The following is an 18,412-nucleotide window of genomic DNA, read 5'->3' as shown; positions in this document are numbered from 1 at the left end:
TATTACAAAAATTGGTCAAACCTTGAGGCAGGATTCGACTGGCCACTGGAGGGCACGACGAGACTGCCGACCGGCGCCGAGGAGGGAGATACGCCCCCCGACGCTCGTGAGGCTCAAGTCACACGCCAAGCACACCGTCATAACGATAAAAAGGATCGCATCATGAACAGCAAAAAGGTTCTTGCCAGCGCCATCAGCGCCATCGCACTCGCCACCGTTCCCCTATCGGCTCATGCATGGCCTGAACAAACCGTCACTATCATCGTCCCATATGCCCCGGGCGGGATTGCCGATATTGCCGCTCGCACTGTGGCCGAGGCCATGACGCCGGTCTGGGGACAAGAAGTCATCGTCGACAACCGTACAGGCGGGGCCGGCTTTGTTGCTGCCACTGCCGTAGCCCGCTCAACCCCAGATGGCCATACCCTCTTCGTCGCCGACATGGGCGTCAACGTCATCAATCCCTATCTATTCGACGACATTCCCTACGATCCCGCCTCGGACTTCCGCCCGATCACCATGATCAGTGATACGCCGCTGGTTCTAGCAGCCTACAGCGGCGCTCCATTCGACACGACAGAGGAGTACATTGCATATGCCGAGGCCAACCCCGGAGACATCAGCTTCGCCTCGGCCGGCATAGGCTCGTTGAATCATATCGTGCCAGAGTGGATCAACTATGAAACTGGCATTGATACCGTCCACATTCCCTACCGGGGCGGGGCGCCGGCAGCCACAGCGGTAGCATCTGGCGAAGCCGAAGTCGGCGTGCTGGCGCTGTCGTCCGTAGGGCCGTTCGTTGACAGCGATGATATCAAGCTGCTGGGAGTCGCACGCCAGGAGCGCGTGGAGTCTCACCCAGACCTCCCGACACTGATTGAAGGCGGCGTACCCAACGTCGCGGCAGGCCAGTGGGCAGGCTTGTTCGCTCCATCGGGCGTCAGTGACGAAATCATTGAAAAGATCTACGAGGATGTAGCGGCCTATCTGGCAACCGAGGAGGCCCAGAGCGCCTTTGCTGATCGTGGCGCGATTGTGTCCCCAATGACCTCTGATGAGTTCAGTCAGATGCTGGATGAACTGCGCGAGCAGTTCTCAACCATCATCGAAGCAGCCGGCATCAGCGCTGACTGAGACCACTGGCCGAGGCTCTCGTAATGAGCTTCGGCCACCTCTATACGGGGTTACATGATGAACGTACTTATCTCCAAGGATTTCTTGGCAGGGATAGTCTGCGTGCTGCTTGGGGGCCTGGTACTAGTCGTTGCATCCGACTATAGCTTCGGCACCCCGCGGCGTATGGGTCCGGGTTTCTTCCCTATAACCCTCGCCACGCTGCTGTTACTGCTAGGCGTTGGCATCATGCTGAGCTCGCTACGCACAAGAGAGAGACTCGCTGCCCTAAACCTGCGCCCATGGCTAGTCATTCCCGCCGCAATCGTTGCTTTTGCATTGCTCTTGCCACGATTTGGATTTGCCCCTGCCGGCCTCGCTGTAGTGTTGCTTGCCGGGCTCGCTGACCGCAAGGCCAATAAGCTTGCTCTGACCCTACTTGCCAGCGTGCTCGTACCTGCTGTTTGGGGATTATTTGCCTTGGTACTAGGCGTGCCTATCCCGTTTGTCACCTGGAGTTGACCATGGATCTACTAGAGAGCCTCCAGCTCGGTCTAGCCACCGCGTTGACCATGGAAAACCTGCTCTACTGCCTGCTTGGTGTGAGCGTTGGAATGATCGTGGGCGTTTTACCCGGTATTGGCCATCTGGCGGCGGTATCACTCCTGATGCCACTGACATTTCATGTCCCGGCTACTGCCGCTCTGGTCATGCTGGCAGGTATCTACTATGGCGCCCAGTACGGTGGCTCTATCGCCTCGATTCTACTTAACTTGCCAGGTACAGCCTCTTCGGCCGTCATCTGCCTTGACGGCTACCCCATGGCACAAAATGGCCGTGCCGGTGCAGCGCTGTTGATTACTACCATTGCATCTTTTATTGGCAGCTGCTTCGCCATCATCGTGCTGATTCTGATGGCTCCGCCACTAGCTCAGCTTGCGTTATCGTTCCACTCGGCGGACTACTTCTCGATGATGGTGCTAGGCCTGGTGGCAGCGGGGTCCATTAGCCAGGGTCGACCACTGATTGGGCTAGCGAGTGTAGTCTTGGGGCTGCTGATCGGCTTGGTTGGCATCGACGTCAATAGTGGCGCCATGCGCATGACCTTCGGAATCCCTGAGCTATTTGACGGTATCAGCATCATCGTCATTGCCATGGCGCTGTTCGGTGTTTCTGAAGTCATTTCAAGTATCGGCAAGGCCGCTGACGGAGCAAGTAGTACCCGCGTGACGTTCCGCTCGCTGCTCCCAACGCGGAAGGAGTGGCGCGAGTCTGGCTGGCCTATCTTGCGCGGTTCTGGCGTAGGTACTGCCGTGGGCATTCTGCCAGGAACAGGTGGCGGCTCGATGGCCTCGTTCATGGCCTATGCCGTAGAAAAACGCATTTCCTCCAAGCCTGATACCTTTGGCAAGGGCGCAGTTCCCGGGATTGCTGCCCCCGAGGGAGCTAACAATGCTGCTGCTCAGTCCTCATTCATACCAACGCTCACACTGGGCATACCCGGCGATGCGATCATGGCACTAATGCTGGGCGCTCTAATGATTCATGGTATTGCGCCTGGCCCCAGAGTTGTTACGGAAAATCCAGATCTTTTCTGGGGGTTGATCGTAAGCTTCTTGATTGGAAACCTGATGCTCCTGGTGCTCAACATTCCACTCATAAAAGTGTGGGTGAAGATACTGCAAATACCCTATCGTCTCCTTTTCCCTATCATCATTCTTCTGATATGCGCGGGCGTCTATAGCCTTGACCGTTCAGTAATCGATGTACTCCTGGTAGCCGGCTTCGCAGGGGTAGGTTATCTGCTGATCAAACTGGGATTTGAAGCTGCACCTCTACTGCTCGGTTTTATTCTTGGTCCAATGCTCGAAGAAAACCTACGACGCTCCATGCTGCTAAGCCGAGGTGACTTCATGGTCTTCCTTGAGCGTCCAGTCAGTGCCGGCTTCCTGTTACTGGCAGTCCTGCTGCTGTTATGGGTCGTCTGGGGAAGTTTGAAACCGCCTAAGCCCTCAGCTTGAACCAGTATTACTATCTACCATCACGAGGATATATGCATGAACAAGCTTGCCGTAAGAACAATCGAGCGCGCAGCCACCGATGTTATACAGGAACTCGGTAGATGCGGCGTTGCGACTGTACATGAAGCACAAGGGCGGACTGGTGCCATGGAGCCAGAGATTCGGGCGGGCGTTCCGGGCGCCGCGATAGCTGGATCAGCCATCACGGTATTGTGCGCGCCAGGGGACAATTGGATGTTGCATGTCGCCATCGAGTTGATGGAACCGGGAGATGTGTTGGTCGTGGGAACTACTTCACGCAGCCTCGATGGCTTTTTCGGCGATGTGCTGGCCGAGTTTGTCTCGCAGCGAGGCGGTGTAGGCGCCGTTCTGGACACAGGCGCACGCGATATAAGAGACCTGCGAGAGCAAGGGTTCCCCGTCTGGTCACGCGCTATCAGTCCACAGGGCACCGTCAAGGAGACGGTAGGTGCCGTTAACGTTCCCATCATGTGTGGTGGACGCCTGGTTATTCCTGGCGATGTCGTCGTGGCCGATGATGATGGTGTTGTATTGGTGCCACGGCAAGGTGCAGCCGAGGTCCTTGCAGCCTCACAAAAGCGCATCGAAAAGGAAGAGGCCATGCGCAGCGCGATCAAACAAGGCGGCAAGACGCTCGACCTGCTGGGCTTGCGGGATAAATTGGCTGATAAAGGCCTTCGATATGATGATGGCCCCGTTGACTGGCCGTTTCACCAGGAGTGAAGAGCATGAAGATCGCCATTCTAGATGATTATGGTAATGATGCTCTGCGGCTAGCGGACTGGAGCGGGCTGGATGATATCGCTGTTTTCCACGATACACTGACAGACCACGATGCGCTGGTGGAACGCCTTTCGTCGTTTGATGTGCTGTGCGTCATGCGTGAGCGCACGCCACTCCCTGCCTCACTGCTGGAGAGGCTGCCAAAATTGAAGCTCATCGTAACCTCGGGCTCGCGCAACCTCTCGATCGACCTCGACACTGCTGCGCGCCAAGGCATCACGGTATGTGGCACCGAATTGCGGAAAACCACCACCGCCGAGCTGACATTAGGACTCATACTGGCAAGCCAGCGACGGATAGTCGTCGAGTCAAATCACCTGCGCAATGGTCAGTGGCAGCAGGGACTGGGGCGTGACCTCGCGGGGCTGACGCTCGGCATCGTCGGGCTTGGCAAGGTTGGCCAGCAGGTTTCAGCACTTGCTAAGGCCTTCGGCATGAGCGTCTTGGCTTGGTCACAGAATCTGACACAAGCGCTTTGTGATGAACATGGCGTCGAGCTTGCCGCTTCCCTGGAAGATCTATTGAAGGCGTCAGATATAGTATCGATACATGTGGTGCTTTCGCCTCGCAGTCAGGGGCTTATAGGCCGTGAGGCGCTTAGCCTAATGCAACCTACGGCCTGCCTTGTCAACACATCGCGAGGGCAAATTGTTGACTCTCAAGCGCTCGTGGACGCGTTGCGCAGCCAAACACTGGGATCGGCAGCAATCGATGTATTCGATCAAGAACCGCTGCCTGACGATGATCCTCTTCGCGATCACGAACTGATTGACAGCGGGCGGCTGCTGCTGACACCTCACTTGGGATATACCAGCGAGCAGACGTTCAGGCTCTTCTACCAGCAAATGGTGGAAGACATCCACGCCTGGCAACAGGGGGAGCCGATCCGTGAACTTGGCTAGGCGGAAGCAGCCTTCAGACCTCGCACCAGATCTCGATCGACCTTGGTCTCAGACTTGACGCGAAAACCACTTGCGAGCAGCCTCATGGGGAGCCATTATCTGCGCCCTCTCGCCGGCCCTTCGGGCCCTGGGCGAGGCCACGACCGAACATTACCCGATCTGGATGCGAACCCATGAGCAAAGTCCTGATTATTGGCGCCGGCGGCGTCGGCGGTGTCGTTACCCACAAGTGCGCCCAGCATCCCGAAGTCTTCGGCGAGATCATGCTGGCCAGCCGCAACGAGGCGAAGTGCCAGGCGATCGCCGACCAGTTGGATCGGCCGATCCAGACCGCCCAGGTGGATGCCGATGACGTCGAGGCGCTGGTCGCCCTGATCGAGTCGTTCCAACCGGACGTGCTGATCCACGTGGCCCTGCCCTATCAGGACCTGACCATCATGGAGGCCTGTCTGCGTACCGGCGTGCCCTACCTGGACACCGCCAACTACGAGCATCCGGACGAGGCCAAGTTCGAGTACAAGGAGCAGTGGGCCTTCCAGGACCGCTACAAGGACGCCGGCAACATGGCCACCCTGGGCTGCGGCTTCGACCCGGGCATGACCAATATCTACTGTGCCTACGCCCAGAAGAACCTGTTCGATGAGATCCACCGCATCGACATCCTGGATGCCAACGGCGGCGATCACGGCTACCCGTTCGCCACCAACTTCAACCCGGAGATCAACATTCGCGAGATCACCGCGAAGGGGCGCTACTGGGAGAAGGGCGAGTGGAAGGAGACCGCGCCGCTGGCCGAGAAGCGCAAGTTCGACTTCGACGGCATCGGCGAGAAGGACATCTACCTCCTCTACCACGAGGAGATGGAATCCCTGTGCCAGAACATCAAAGGCCTGGAGCGCATCCGCTTCTGGATGACCTTCTCCGACAAGTACATCACCCACCTCAAGGTGCTCGAGAACGTCGGCATGACCAGCATCGAGCCGATCAAGGTGGGCGATGCCGAGATCGCCCCGCTGGAGTTCCTCAAGGCGGTGCTGCCCGACCCGGCCTCGCTGGGCCCGCGCACCAAGGGCAAGACCAACATCGGCATCATCGCCGACGGCATCAAGGACGGTAAGCGGCGCAAGGTGCATATCTACAACATCTGCGACCACGAGCAGTGCTACGCCGAGGTCCAGTCCCAGGCCATCTCCTACACCACCGGCGTGCCGGCGGTGACCGGCGCCATGCTGATGCTGGAAGGCATCTGGAAGGGCGCGGGGGTGTTCAACGTCGAGCAGCTCGACCCCGACCCCTTCATGGCGCGCATCGGCGAGATGGGCCTGCCGTGGCAGGTGGTCGAGCTCGACCCCGACCACGACCCCCTGGCCTGAGCCATGGCGAACGCACGTGAGCAGAGCCTGGACTTTAATGTCCAGGCCTGCCCCTCCCCGGCCTATGTGGTGGACGACGCCCTGCTGCGCAAGAACCTGGAGCTGCTCGGGCAGGTTCAGGAGCGCAGCGGCGCGCGCATCCTGCTGGCGCTGAAGGGCTTTGCCATGTGGGACACCTTCCCGTTGGTTCGCCAGTACCTGGTGGGCACCACCTCCAGCGGCCAAGACGAGGCCCGCCTGGGAGCGGAGACCTTCGGCGGCGAGGTGCACTGCTACTCGCCGGCCTTCACCGCGGAGGAGATGGCGGTGGTGCTGCGCTACGCGGACCACCTCAGCTTCAACTCCCCGGGCCAGTGGCGGCGCTTCCGCGAGACCATCGCGAACGCGCCGCGCCGGGTCTCCTGCGGGCTGCGGGTCAATCCGGAGCACTCCACCGGGGCGGTACCGCTCTACGATCCCTGCGCGCCGGGCTCGCGGCTCGGCACCCGGGCACGGGACCTCACCTCGGAGGTGATGGAAGGCCTCGAGGGGCTGCACTTCCACACCCTGTGCGAGCAGAACAGCGACGACCTGGAGTCGACCCTGGCGGCCTTCGAGGAGCGCTTCGGCCACTACCTGGCCAGCCTGAAATGGGTCAACTTCGGCGGCGGCCACCATGTCACCCGCGCCGACTACGACGTGGAGCGACTGGTGCGGGTGATTCGCGGTTTCCGGGAGCGCCACCCGCATCTCACCGTCTACCTGGAGCCGGGCGAGGCGATCGCGCTGAACACCGGTTACCTGGTCTGCTCGGTGCTGGATATCGTCGAGAATGACGGCCCCATCGCCATTCTCGACACCTCCGCCACCGCGCATATGCCCGACGTACTGGAGATGCCCTACCGTCCCGAGATCATCGGCGGCGGCGAGCCCGACGAGAAGGCCCACACCTACCGCCTGGGGGGCATGACGTGTCTCGCCGGCGACGTGATCGGCGACTACTCGTTTGACGAGCCGCTTGAGATCGGCGACCGCCTGGTGTTCACCGACATGGCCCACTACACCATGGTCAAGACCACCACCTTCAACGGCATCCGCCTGCCATCGATCTGCCGCATCGACGCGGCCAACCGCGAGGTGCGCACGGTCAAGACCTTCGGCTACGTGGACTATATGCAGCGCCTGAGCTGAGCCCGCAAGCCGAATCTCGACAAGGCGCCTGCGGGCGCCTTGTTTTGCTGCGCATACTGGTACCGCTGCTGGAAGTCGCCTCATGCCTCTTTCGCCAGGCCCGAGTTTGACGCATGGTGACGAAGCTGACATCCACCGCCAGGGAGTGACGGTAATGACGACGATCTTCAAGTTCGGTGGCGCTTCGATCAAGGACGCCGAGGCCATTCGCCACCTGGGCGAGCTGCTGAATCGCCTAGAGACCCGGCCTCGCACGATCGTGATCTCCGCCATGGGCAAGACCACCAATGCGCTGGAGGCCCTGCTGGCCGCGGCTCGACATGGCGACGAAAGCGACTATCGTCACCAGCTCGAGGCGTTGCGTCGCGATCACCTTGCTACCGTGGAGTCGCTGTTCGGCGCATCAGGGGGCAGCGTGGCAGAGCGGGTCGAGACACTGCTGGAGGAACTGGATGAATGCCACCGACAGCATCGTGGCGATGACCGACCCCACCACTATGACCAGACGATCTGCTACGGCGAACTGCTTTCCACCACCATCGTCAGCGCCTGGCTCAACGAGATCGGTGTCGACAACGACTGGTACGACGCTCGCCAGCTGATCGTCACCGATGCCAATCACCAGGCCGCCAACGTCGACTGGGCAAAGACGTCACAGCGGCTGAAGACGCTCGAGGGCGAGCCGCTGGTGGTCACCCAAGGCTTTATTGGCGGCACCGCCGATGGCGATTCGACCACTCTCGGTCGCGAAGGCTCGGACTTCAGCGCGGCGATCATCGCCCACTGCCTGGGCGCCAGCGAGGTGGTGATCTGGAAGGACGTGCCGGGGCTGTTCAACGCCGATCCGCGGCGCTTCGACAATGCCCGGCAGCTGATGCAGATCAGCTACCACGAGGCCATCGAGCTGGCCTGGCTGGGCGCCAAGGTGATTCACCCCAAGACCCTGGCCCCGCTGCGCGAGCGGCAGATCCCGCTCAAGGTGCGCTCCTTCAAGGCCCTGGACGCTCCGCACAGCGTTATCTCGGCGCGAGGCGACGACGACGCCATGCCGGCCTGCATCCTGGCCGAGGAGCAGGTACTGCTGGAGATCCAGCCCAGGGACTTTTCGTTCATGGACGAAGCGCGACAGCTCGACGCGCTCGGTCGCCTGGTCGACGCAGGCCTGCACGCCAACCTGATCGACAGCAGTGCCATGCGCCTCTCGCTATGCCTCGACGCCCACCCCGAACGCCTGGAACCACTAGTCGAGTCGCTTGACGCCGACTATGCACTGACACGCCACGACGACCTGACCTTGCTCTCGGTGCGCCACCCCACTCAGGCGCTGCTGGACTCGCTCAGTAAAGGCCGCGCCCACCTTGTCGAACGGCGCAACCGGGAAGTGGCCCAGCGCCTGTTTCACAGTAACGACTGCCCGGAGACGTGGCATATTCCGGACTGAACGTGCTGACCAAAGCCATTCACCCCAACGCCTTGACCACCAGCTGCACGCCGACGATGGCCATGGCGATGATGATCAAGCGGAAGAACAGCGTCTCGTTGACCCGGTGCTGCAACCACAGGCCACTGCGCACGCCGGCCCAGGCCACCGGCACCAGCATCAGCGAGGCCCAGGCGCTGGTGAGGTTGATCTCGCCGAGCCACAGGTAGGGGCCGAGCTTCATCAGGTTGACCGCGGCGAAGACGATGGCGCAAGTAGCGATAAAGGTGCGCTTGGCCAGCCGCCGAGGAATCAGGTAGAGGTTGATCGGTGGTGCCCCGGCGTGAGCCAGGAAGCTGGTGAAACCACAGCCGGTGCCGGCCAGCGGCGCCCAGCGCGTGGAGATCGGACGCCCGGCCGCAGGGCGTAGCAGCATGTACAGGGCAAAAAGCAGCGACAGCAGGCCCAGTAGCAGGCGCACACCGTTGTCGTCGAGGCTGCCAATCAGCAGCGTGCCGATGACCACCCCCAGCGCCAGCCCAGGCAGGATACGCCACACCTCGGCGCGGTCGTGATGCCCCCACCATGCTTTGACGGTGAAGGCATCCATCACCAGCAGCAGCGGCAACAGCAAGCCGGCCGCCTCGATAGGGCCGATGGCCAGCGCCATCAGCGGCACCGAGAGCGTGCCAAAGCCACCGGCGAACCCGCCCTTGGAGACACCGGTGAGGTAAGTGGAGAAGATGATCAGGCCCCAGGCGAGCCAGGAGTATTCGGGTAGCATCGCGGATCCTTGCGAGACTCGTCGCCAGACACATATCGAGCGAGAGGAATTATTTCCCCCAATGGTACTCTATCCCTGCGTTGCATAAGACAAGGAGATCCCATGCCACCCCGTGCTGCACTACCCCGCAGACTCATCGCTGGCGCCGGTGCCCTGTTAATCGCCGCCACCTCGCTCTCAACCAGTGCCGACGACGAGATTTTCGGCTGGGTTGAGATGGCCACCGTTGAACCCTGGGGCACCACCATCAAGGCTAAGCTCGACAGCGGCGCCCTGACCTCATCGCTGGATGCCCGCGATATCGAACGCTTCGAAAAGGATGGTGAAGAGTGGGTACGCTTCCGCCTCGAGCTGGAGGACGAGCGCAGCGACGCAGTGCTCACCGAAGAGCTGGAGAAGCCGATCTACCGTAGCATCAAGGTACGGGGCGCGGGCGGAAGCGCCAGGCGGGCCGTGGTACTGATGGAATTCTGTCTGGGCAACACCCGCTACGAAGAACAGGTCGGACTGCGTGATCGAAGCGAAATGTTCTACCCGCTGCTGCTGGGGCGTCGCACCATCGAACACCTGGGCCTGCTCGACGTTCGCAAAACCTTCATCAATGGTGCCGACTGCGACGAGGACGCCGAGTTCGTCGCTAACGATCCGGACGACGATTGAGCCAAGCGCCAGCGCTCGTGCCCAGCCAGGCGCCGGCCAGCCATAGGCTCACCGACAGACCGATATACAGCAGTGCCATACCCAGGGCCCCGGTCCCGGCCAGGGTCAGCACCTCCAGGCTGAAGATCGAGAAGGTGGTGAAGCCACCGCATATGCCGCCGATCAGGAACAGCTGCATGCGCGACGATAGTGGCCAACGACCTGCGCTGAGCGCGGCGATCAGCCCGATGGCGATCGACCCCAGCAGATTGACACTCAGGGTGCCCCAGGGCAGTCCGCCTGGCGCTGCCAGCAGCCACAGCGAGACCAGATAGCGCGCCATCGCCCCCAGGGCACTGCCAGCCGCCACTGCCGCATAGTTGGCGATCGCCGCTTTCATAGCGAGCCTCCTGCCACCAGCCGGCCGACGATCAGGCCCAGCGATACCGCCATCAGGCAGCCCAGCAGCGAGGCGGCGATGTTCAGATAGCCGCGCCACGGGGCAGCTCCGCGCAACAGCGTCAGCGTCTGCAGGCTAAAGGAGGAGACAGTGGTATAGCTGCCCAGCACGCCGACGGCGAGCAGCCACCAGCTCGCGGTTGGCCCCTGCAGCAGCAGCACATCCAGCCCCCAGACGCCGGCCAGCAGGCCGAGCAGCAGCGCTCCGCTGAGATTGACCACCAGCGTCCCCCAGGGAAACACCGCCCCCCAGCGAGCGGTGACAACGGCAGTGAGCAAGACCCGTAGCACGCCCCCAAGCGCCCCACCAGCACCGACCCATATCAGCGGATGGACATCCAACACGGCACTCCCCCTTTACGCCAGCGGCCATATTAGCAGACATAAAAAACCACCCGCGAACGGGTGGTGAAAGTTACCGCATGCTTGCCAATGTTCCGTTTACATGGCGCTAGGACGCCGCGGGCTCTTGCCCGGTTGTGGTGGCAGGCTGGAGGCTGCCGCCAGCATATGCTGTTCAAGGTCGTCGGCGTGACACTTAAAGGCTAAGCATTCGCCACAGCGCACGCCCTGGTCCATGGCATCCACGGCAGGGAGGATGAAACGATCGTGGCCGCAAACGTTGCAGCGCAGCTCCAAGGGGACTTCCAACATTGAGGGTTACTCCTAATGCGTGATGCTCTTCCCTGATCACCAAGGCAGTAGCTGTTAACAATTACAGTGGCACATATCTCGCAAAATGTACAATTTCTGTATAGATTAATCTTGCGTATAATGATCCGACAATCGGTTCACGGCCAGTTTCGTCGCGTCTCATGACGTGCACATGACGGTCATCGACTTGTCTGGCTTGGTGCCGACATGTTGAGATGCGGCATCATGGCCGCGCTGTATTCATGTCGCCACTCGCCTTTTCACGCTGACTCACGGAGGTAGAAGCGTGCTTGCACCACGTCTCTTCACGATACTCGCCGGCCTGCTAATGGCCCTGCTGCTGGCACCGGCTCATGCCCAGCAGGCTGACCCCACTGCGCCACCGCCGGCCTACGATACCTTGGCCGACCTGCTCGAAGACGAGCAATCACGCAACCGCCTGATCGAGGAGCTGCGCGGCCTGTCGCAGCAAGATCCGGTGGCGCCATTGGGGCTGGAGGGTGAAGTCTCCGCTGAAGCCATCGCCGCCACGGCGCCCAGCGGCCAGGCCGCCGAGCAGGTTTCGATGCCGCGTCGCCTGGCCGAAGCCACCAGCAACGTCGCCGGCGACATCGGTAGCCAGTTCAACAACCTGATCAGCGTGATCGGCGGCTTGTTCAGCGGCCAGCCCACCGGCGAGCCAGGCTTCGACAGCGCTGCCTTCATGAATGCAGCCATCAATCTTGGCATGGTGATCATCGCCACCTTTTTGCTGTTTATTGGCTTTCGCTTCTTGGCCAAGCCGGCCTTTACCCACATCAGCGTGTGGTCCCGCGAAGGCGCCGGCCTGACGCCCATCCTGCGCCTGGTGATTGCGGTCGCGGTGGCAGCGGTCATCGATGTGCTGGTAGTGGCCCTGGCCTATGTCGGCGGCAACCTGATTGCCACCTTCGCGGTAGGTGAGACCGGTGAACTCTCGACCCGCGCCTCGCTGTTCCTCAACGCCTTCCTGGTCATCGAGCTGTTCAAGGCGGCCGTGCGCATGCTATTCGCTTCTCGCTATGAAGGGCTACGTCTGCTACCGATCGCCGCCGAGGAAGCCTCCTACTGGAACACTTGGATTGCACGACTGATCGGCTTGGTCGGTTACGGCCTCCTAGCGGTGGTACCGCTGCTCAACTTCTATGTGTCGCCAGCGCTTGGCGAAAGCATCGGCACGCTGATCATGCTCGGTGCCTTTGTCTACGCCGTCGGCAAGGTGCTCAAGAACCGTCTCAAGCTGCGCCAAGCCATCGAGGGCATGGCCGAGCGCAGCTCACTGAGCGCCACCCGCATGTCGCTGCAGCTTTTTGCGCGGCTGTGGCACTGGTTGGCCATCCTGTACTTCCTGATGGTGCTGGTGGTCACGCTTATCCGCCCCGAGGACGCGCTGCCGTTCGTCATGGTCGCCACCCTGCAGACGCTGCTGGTGGTCGGCGCGGGGGCGCTGATCTCGGCACTGCTGACCCAGACCATCGGCCGCCATATCCGCCTATCCGATGACCTCCGGCGCAAGCTGCCGATGCTCGAACCGCGCCTCAACAGCTATGTGCCCAACGCCCTGCGGGCCATCCGAGCGGTGATTCTGATCGCTGTGCTCATGCTGGTGCTGAATGCCTGGGGCGCCTTCGACGCCGCTGCCTGGTACGCCTCCGAGGCCGGCCGCGGAATGATTGGCAAGGCGGTCAGCGTGGCGGTGATCCTGGTACTGGCCATTGGCGCCTGGCTGGCGCTGGCCAGCCTGATCGAGCACAAGCTCAATCCCGATACCGGTACCGGCGAGCCCGATGCCCGCGCCAAGACGCTGCTGACGCTGTTCCGCAATGCCCTGGCAATTGCCCTGGTGACCATCACGCTGATGATCGTGCTGGCCGAGATCGGCATCAATATCGGTCCGCTGATCGCCGGTGCCGGTGTGCTCGGCCTGGCCATCGGCTTCGGTGCCCAGAAGCTGGTGCAGGACATCATCACCGGGGTGTTCATCCAGATCGAGAACGCCATGAACAACGGCGACGTGGTCACCGTAGGCGGCATCACCGGAACTGCCGAGCGCCTCAGCATCCGCTCGGTAGGCATTCGCGATCTCAACGGCACCTACCACATCGTGCCCTTCTCCAGCGTAGACACCGTCTCCAACTACATGCGCGAGTTCGGCTATCACGTCGGCGAATACGGCATCGCCTACCGCGAGAGCATCGACGAGGCGATCGTGGTGCTGCGTGAGGCCTTCGACGAGCTGGCCAACGACGATGCCCACAAGGCCAATATCCTGGCACCGCTGGAAGTCGCCGGGGTCGTGGCGCTGGCCGACAGTTCGGTCAACATCCGTGTGCGCATCAAGACTACGCCGGGCACCCAGTGGGCCACTGGCCGCGCCTTCAACCGTCTGGTCAAGCTGCACTTCGACGCCAAGGGCATCGAGATCCCCTTCCCGCACACCACCCTCTACTTCGGTGTCGGCAAGGAGGGCGAAGCGCCGCCGGCCAACCTGCGCACCATGCGTCAGCCGTTCGACATCAACGGCCGCCCAGGCGGCCAGCCAAGCTCCGGGGAGCAGAGTCGCATCGGCCAGGACGATCCGCGCTCGCAGCCCAACCCCGAGTTCAAGGGCGATTTCGACGACGACTGAACTCGTTACCACCTCCCCACCCACGCAAAAGGGGCTGCCATTGGCAGCCCCTTTGTCGTTGCGGCAAAGCGATAACTCAGTGGGTGGTCACCAGCATCACTACGCTGAGCGCCGCCGACACCCACATTGCCGGCTTGATCGCCTCAATGCGGCCGGTGAACAGCTTGATCATCACGAAGCTGAGGAAGCCGAAGGCGATCCCCAGAGTGATCGAGTAGGTCAGCGGCATCAGGATGATCGCCAGAAAGGCCGGAAACGCCTCGTCGTAGCGGGTCCAGTCGATCTTGCTGATCGGTGCCAGCATGAACAGTCCGACCAGCACCAGCGCCGGCGCGGTGGCGATCGACGGCACCAGCGACAGCAGCGGCGAGAGGAACAGGAACGGCAGGAACAGCACCGCGATGACCACTGCCACCAGACCGGTGCGTCCACCCTGGGCGACCCCCGCACCGGACTCGATGAAGGTCTGGGCGGCACTGGTGCCGAGCGGTGCGGCGATCATCGAGGCGAAGGCATCCACGGTCATCGAGCGCTTGAGGTTGCGCGGGTTGCCATCCTCGTCCTTGAGATCGGCGGACTCGGAGAGTGCCATGAAGCACGACAGCGCATCGAAGAAGTTGGTGAACAGCATCACGAAGATGAACGGCAGGTATGCAACCTTCAGCGCGCCCCAGATATCCACCTGCATCACCGCACTGAAGTCGGGCCAGGCGGCCAGGCCGCTCCACTCGACCATCACGTCACCGCCCCACATCCGCCCCATCGGCGTAGCCAGCAGGGTGGTCAGCGCGATACCCAGGATCAGCGCGCCGTTGAAGCGCAGGATGACCATGATCGCCGTCGCCATCATGCCGACGAAGAAGGTGATCAGGGTCGGGTCCATGCTGCCCAGCGACACCAGGGTGGCATCGCTGCCGACGATGAAGCCGGCGTTCTTGAGCCCGATGAAGGTGATGAAAAGGCCAATCCCGCAGGTGATCGCATAGCGCAGCGAGGCCGGGATCGCCTCGATGATCGCCTTGCGCACATTGAACATCGCCAGGGTCGCGAACAGCACCCCCGACCAGAAAACGCAGCCCAGCGCTACCTCCCACGACAGCCCGGCACCCTGCACCAGGGTATAGGTAAACAGCGCATTCATGCCCATACCGGGGGCTACCAGAATCGGGTTGCGCGCGTACAGCCCCATCGCCAGGCTGCTCATGAAACTGATCAGTACCGTTGCCGAGAGCGCTGCCGAGAACGGAATGCCGGCATCCGAGAGAATCGCCGGATTGACCACGATGATGTACATCGATGCCAGGAAGGTGGCAACACCGGCCAGCACCTCGGTACGCAGTGTCGAGCCACGATCACGTATACGGAAATAGCGCTCCAGCCAGTTGCTCTCTCCCGGAGCCTGGCCAGACGACTCTGAGGCCGTGTCGGCGGTAGTGGAGGAGTGTTGCATCGTCATGATCCTGTTGTTGTTGGCTGTCATAGACCAGAGGCATCGCGAGGCCCCTGACCTTTCGGTCAAACAATCACAGGGTAGGCAATTTCTGACCGTTTGGACAAGCTCTGATAGACCAATGACGTATACAAAAGATAAAACTACTGGATACGTTTCCTTCCGACATAAAAAAGGGCGCCTCACGGCGCCCAGGAGAGCAAATTGGTGGGCTCAGCGATTGTCGTCGCTGGGCTGAGGGAGCGACGGCAGCGACTTGTCGAGCAGCTCGACGCTCTGGCGGTAGTAGAGCTGGCTCTTGTTGTGCTCGCCGAGATTGGCGTAGAGCCGCGCTAGCTCGGCGCACACCACGCCACTGGGGCGCTGGCGCTGGCTGGCCTCGAAGTACTCCTGCGCCTTGCCCCAGTAGGCGTTGCGCAATGACAGTCGGCCTAGGGTCAGCAGCAGGTCGGGATCGTTGGGACGCTCCTGCAACCACTTCTCGGCATACACCAGCTGGCGCGCCGCGTCGACGTTGAGCAGACCGTAGCGCAGCACCAGACGATGATCCCAGTGCTCCTTGAGCGAGTGGCGCAGCAGGCGCTCGGCGATACCCTCTTCGCCACCGCGCACCAGCGCCTCGGCGTAGATCACCACCAGCTCGATGTCGCTGCGCAGGTAGTCGGGCATATCGGCCCACAGGTTACGCACCCGCTCGATGTCGCCGGGCTGACGCGCCGCCTGCACGATCAGCTCGCGATAGGCGCGCTGCTCGAGGGTCTGGCGCTCGTCGGGAGCAATCAACTGCTGGGCAGCGAGGCGTGGAATCAGTCGCCGCAGGCCGTCCCAGTCGTTGACGCTGAGATAGGCCTGCTTGAGCTGCTTGAGCACCTGGGGGTGGTTGGGCAGCTGCTTGTCGAGGCGGGTCAGGGTCGCCAACGCCTCCTCGAACTGATGCCGGTCGAGCATCAGCTGAGCCTGGACCATGCCCACCGCGGTATCGGCGCCCTCAGTGCTCAGGTGGGCGCGTTTGAGCAGGGTATCGGCCTGGTCGTAGCGGCCCTGGTAGTGGGCCGCCAGCGCCGCGGAGAGGTAGTTGACCAGCGGGGTGCTGGAGTCGTCCGCCGACTTGACCAGGGCCTTCTCGGCACGCTTCCAGCGTCCTTCGGCCAGTGCCACCAGGCCGCGCACGGTGCTTTTCATGGCGTTGCGGTTACGGGTACGGCTGTTCCACAGCTTGAGCCGGCTGACCGGGTGACGCATACGGCTGAGCACCCGCAGCACGAAGTGCAGCACCAGGAAACCGCCCAGCAGCAGGATCAACCCGAACCAAAACGACGTCTGTAGTGAGGTGTCGCCGACCCGCACCAGCCAGTAGCCAGGCACACTGACCATCAGCTGGCCGAACAGCGCCCCCAGTGCCAGGCCGAGAACGACGATGAGGATCAATTTTCTCATGCCTCGTCTCCCTCATCGTCGCCGTTGTCCGCGCCGCCGTTGAAGCGCCGCTCGATGAACTCGGCCAGCGCCTGCTGGGAGCCGCTGATATCCGGCAGCTCGGGGCGAATCGCCGCCTCGCGAAGTTCGCCGAGCCGCTCGAGGACCCGCTGTACACCCTCACTGTCGGCGTCATAGTAGGCCTCGACCAGGGTGATCGCCTTGTCGAGGCTGGCTTCGAACAGCGCTTCCTCTTCCTTGAGCAGCGCCAGCTGAGCCTGCTCGATCAGCAGTCGGACGTTCTGGCGCAGGTAGGCCTCCTGCTCGGGGGCGATCAGTGCCTCCAGCGCCTCGTCGTGGCGGCGCACCGTGACCAGGTCGCGCAGCTCGGCGCCAAAGCGCGATAGCTGCTGCTGCCAGTTACCCGAGGGCGGCTGCTCGATCCCCGACTCGGCGGCGATCTGCTCGATATCCTGATCCAGCGGCAGCCCGGCGAGCTGTTCCTGCTGGGCGTCGAGGGCCAGGTAAAGCCCGGTACGGTCGACCCGCGGTACCGCATCCAATGCCGCCAGTTCAGAGGAGATCGCCCGACGCACCGGGGTCAGCGCCGGGTTATCGGCGTCGCGCAGACGGCCATCGGCGGTGCGCAGCAGCGCCGCAGCGCCGTCGGCGTCGCGTTCCAGCTGCAGGCGCTGATTGGCCAGGCGCAGCAGATAGGCGGCCTCGGCGTGCAGCCATTCACGCTCGTCGGCGTCCTGCTCGCTGGAGAGCTCGTCGAGCACGCGGTCGAGGGTCTCGTCGACCTCACTACGATAATCGTCGAACTCGCCGCGCAGGCTGGCCAAGGCGTCATCCAGCGCCGCGTCGCGCTCGCTCTCCCCCTCGTCGAGACGGCTCTCCAGCGCTGCCAGCTCGTCACGGCTGGCGGCATCGCCGCTGCGTGCTTCGAGGTCGGCAATGCGCTGCTGCTGCGCCTCGAGCCGTTCCCAGCCCTGCCAGGCGGCCAGCAGCAGCGCCAGGCCGAGCAGTACCGCCAACACCAGCGCGATCAGCCCGGTCTTGCTGCCACCGCCGTCCTCGGGAGGCGGCGTGGTGGTGCGCGGCGGGGGCGGCTGCTTATCAGCGCCTGCCTCGCCCTTGCCATCGGTCGGCTTGGAGGCGCTCTCGGCAGCGGCCTTGGGCTCGCTAGACTTGGCGGGGGCCCCGCCACCGGCTTTGGGGGTGGCTCGCGAGGACTTGTCGGCCTTGCTATCACCACCGCTTTCATCAGACGCGGCGGCGCTCGGCACATCAGCCGCTTTGGCATCAGCGCTGTCGCTCCCCTTGGTGTCGCCGCTCTTGGCGGCGCCCGTCTCGCTGGAGGCGGCCGCAGCTGCACGTTCGGCGGGCGCCTTGGTGCCGCGTCGGCGGCTGCGCGAACGACCACCGCCCTTGGCCGATGAGGCCGTGTCAGATGAGGTCGCGGATGCACTGTCGGTGCCGCGGGAAGACGTCCCAGGCGGGGTATCACCGGATGGCGTCTGATTATCGTCCTGATCGTGTGGTTGCTTGCTCATCTGT

General features: G+C 62.4%; 16 protein-coding genes. 10 read left to right on the top strand and 6 right to left on the bottom strand.

All coding sequences use genetic code 11. The annotated features are described in order from the left end of the window. Positions 1 to 162 precede the first annotated feature (162 nt). The 8 genes from BLT16_RS16210 to BLT16_RS16175 all read left to right on the top strand — a co-directional run bounded on the left by BLT16_RS16210 (position 163) and on the right by BLT16_RS16175 (position 8,824). A complete protein-coding gene (locus BLT16_RS16210) occupies positions 163 to 1,134 on the top strand; it encodes a Bug family tripartite tricarboxylate transporter substrate binding protein (RefSeq protein ID WP_176817257.1) in 972 nt (323 codons plus the stop codon). Positions 1,135 to 1,191: 57 nt separating this feature from the next. Then, positions 1,192 to 1,635 carry a tripartite tricarboxylate transporter TctB family protein gene (locus BLT16_RS16205; RefSeq protein ID WP_176817256.1) on the top strand — a complete coding sequence of 148 codons (444 nt, stop codon included), beginning with the start codon at positions 1,192 to 1,194 and terminating at the stop codon, positions 1,633 to 1,635. Positions 1,636 to 1,637: 2 nt separating this feature from the next. Then, on the top strand, positions 1,638 to 3,134 hold the full coding sequence (locus BLT16_RS16200) for a tripartite tricarboxylate transporter permease (RefSeq protein ID WP_089659553.1): 1,497 nt from the start codon (positions 1,638 to 1,640) through the stop codon (positions 3,132 to 3,134). 36 nt (positions 3,135 to 3,170) lie between these two features. Further along, entirely contained in the window at positions 3,171 to 3,878 is a 708-nt protein-coding gene (locus BLT16_RS16195) for a 4-carboxy-4-hydroxy-2-oxoadipate aldolase/oxaloacetate decarboxylase (protein WP_089659552.1), read from the top strand. 5 nt (positions 3,879 to 3,883) lie between these two features. Beyond that, positions 3,884 to 4,840: a D-2-hydroxyacid dehydrogenase family protein gene (locus BLT16_RS16190; RefSeq protein WP_089659551.1), complete on the top strand. Its 957-nt coding sequence runs from the start codon at positions 3,884 to 3,886 to the stop codon at positions 4,838 to 4,840. A 173-nt stretch (positions 4,841 to 5,013) separates the two neighbouring features. Further along, a complete protein-coding gene (locus BLT16_RS16185) occupies positions 5,014 to 6,213 on the top strand; it encodes a saccharopine dehydrogenase family protein (protein ID WP_089659550.1) in 1,200 nt (399 codons plus the stop codon). A 3-nt stretch (positions 6,214 to 6,216) separates the two neighbouring features. Next, entirely contained in the window at positions 6,217 to 7,383 is a 1,167-nt protein-coding gene (nspC, locus tag BLT16_RS16180; protein WP_089659549.1) for a carboxynorspermidine decarboxylase, read from the top strand. Positions 7,384 to 7,537: 154 nt separating this feature from the next. After that, positions 7,538 to 8,824: an aspartate kinase gene (locus tag BLT16_RS16175; protein WP_176817255.1), complete on the top strand. Its 1,287-nt coding sequence runs from the start codon at positions 7,538 to 7,540 to the stop codon at positions 8,822 to 8,824. A 19-nt stretch (positions 8,825 to 8,843) separates the two neighbouring features. Here the strand turns inward: BLT16_RS16175 and BLT16_RS16170 are convergent, their stop codons facing one another. Beyond that, positions 8,844 to 9,587, bottom strand: coding sequence for a sulfite exporter TauE/SafE family protein (locus BLT16_RS16170; protein WP_089659547.1), 744 nt, complete (start codon positions 9,585 to 9,587; stop codon positions 8,844 to 8,846). A 102-nt stretch (positions 9,588 to 9,689) separates the two neighbouring features. Here BLT16_RS16170 and rloA3 point away from each other — a divergent pair, with 102 nt between their 5' ends. Continuing rightward, positions 9,690 to 10,247, top strand: coding sequence for a retropepsin-like aspartic peptidase RloA3 (gene rloA3 / locus BLT16_RS16165; RefSeq protein WP_089659546.1), 558 nt, complete (start codon positions 9,690 to 9,692; stop codon positions 10,245 to 10,247). Here rloA3 and crcB read toward each other — a convergent pair. Beyond that, positions 10,225 to 10,626: a fluoride efflux transporter CrcB gene (crcB, locus tag BLT16_RS16160; RefSeq protein WP_089659545.1), complete on the bottom strand. Its 402-nt coding sequence runs from the start codon at positions 10,624 to 10,626 to the stop codon at positions 10,225 to 10,227. The genes rloA3 and crcB overlap by 23 nt on opposite strands. Beyond that, entirely contained in the window at positions 10,623 to 11,030 is a 408-nt protein-coding gene (locus BLT16_RS16155; protein ID WP_089659544.1) for a CrcB family protein, read from the bottom strand. Before BLT16_RS16155 ends, crcB begins: the two co-directional genes overlap by 4 nt. 637 nt (positions 11,031 to 11,667) lie before the next feature. On the opposite strand from BLT16_RS16155, the gene ybiO reads away from it, so the two are divergent. Then, complete coding sequence (gene ybiO / locus BLT16_RS16145) at positions 11,668 to 13,986, top strand: mechanosensitive channel protein (RefSeq protein ID WP_089659611.1); 2,319 nt, start codon at positions 11,668 to 11,670, stop codon at positions 13,984 to 13,986. 76 nt (positions 13,987 to 14,062) lie between these two features. Here the strand turns inward: ybiO and BLT16_RS16140 are convergent, their stop codons facing one another. From BLT16_RS16140 to BLT16_RS16130, 3 genes are all read right to left on the bottom strand, one after another. Then, a complete protein-coding gene (locus BLT16_RS16140; protein WP_089659542.1) occupies positions 14,063 to 15,436 on the bottom strand; it encodes an NCS2 family permease in 1,374 nt (457 codons plus the stop codon). A gap of 213 nt (positions 15,437 to 15,649) precedes the next feature. Then, complete coding sequence (locus tag BLT16_RS16135) at positions 15,650 to 16,873, bottom strand: heme biosynthesis HemY N-terminal domain-containing protein (RefSeq protein WP_089659541.1); 1,224 nt, start codon at positions 16,871 to 16,873, stop codon at positions 15,650 to 15,652. Continuing rightward, entirely contained in the window at positions 16,870 to 18,408 is a 1,539-nt protein-coding gene (locus tag BLT16_RS16130) for a uroporphyrinogen-III C-methyltransferase (RefSeq protein ID WP_089659540.1), read from the bottom strand. Before BLT16_RS16130 ends, BLT16_RS16135 begins: the two co-directional genes overlap by 4 nt. Positions 18,409 to 18,412: the final 4 nt, after the last annotated feature.

Source organism: Franzmannia pantelleriensis, from assembly GCF_900102875.1.
GTDB lineage: Bacteria > Pseudomonadota > Gammaproteobacteria > Pseudomonadales > Halomonadaceae > Franzmannia > Franzmannia pantelleriensis.
This window is presented reverse-complemented; position numbering and strand designations above follow the sequence as displayed.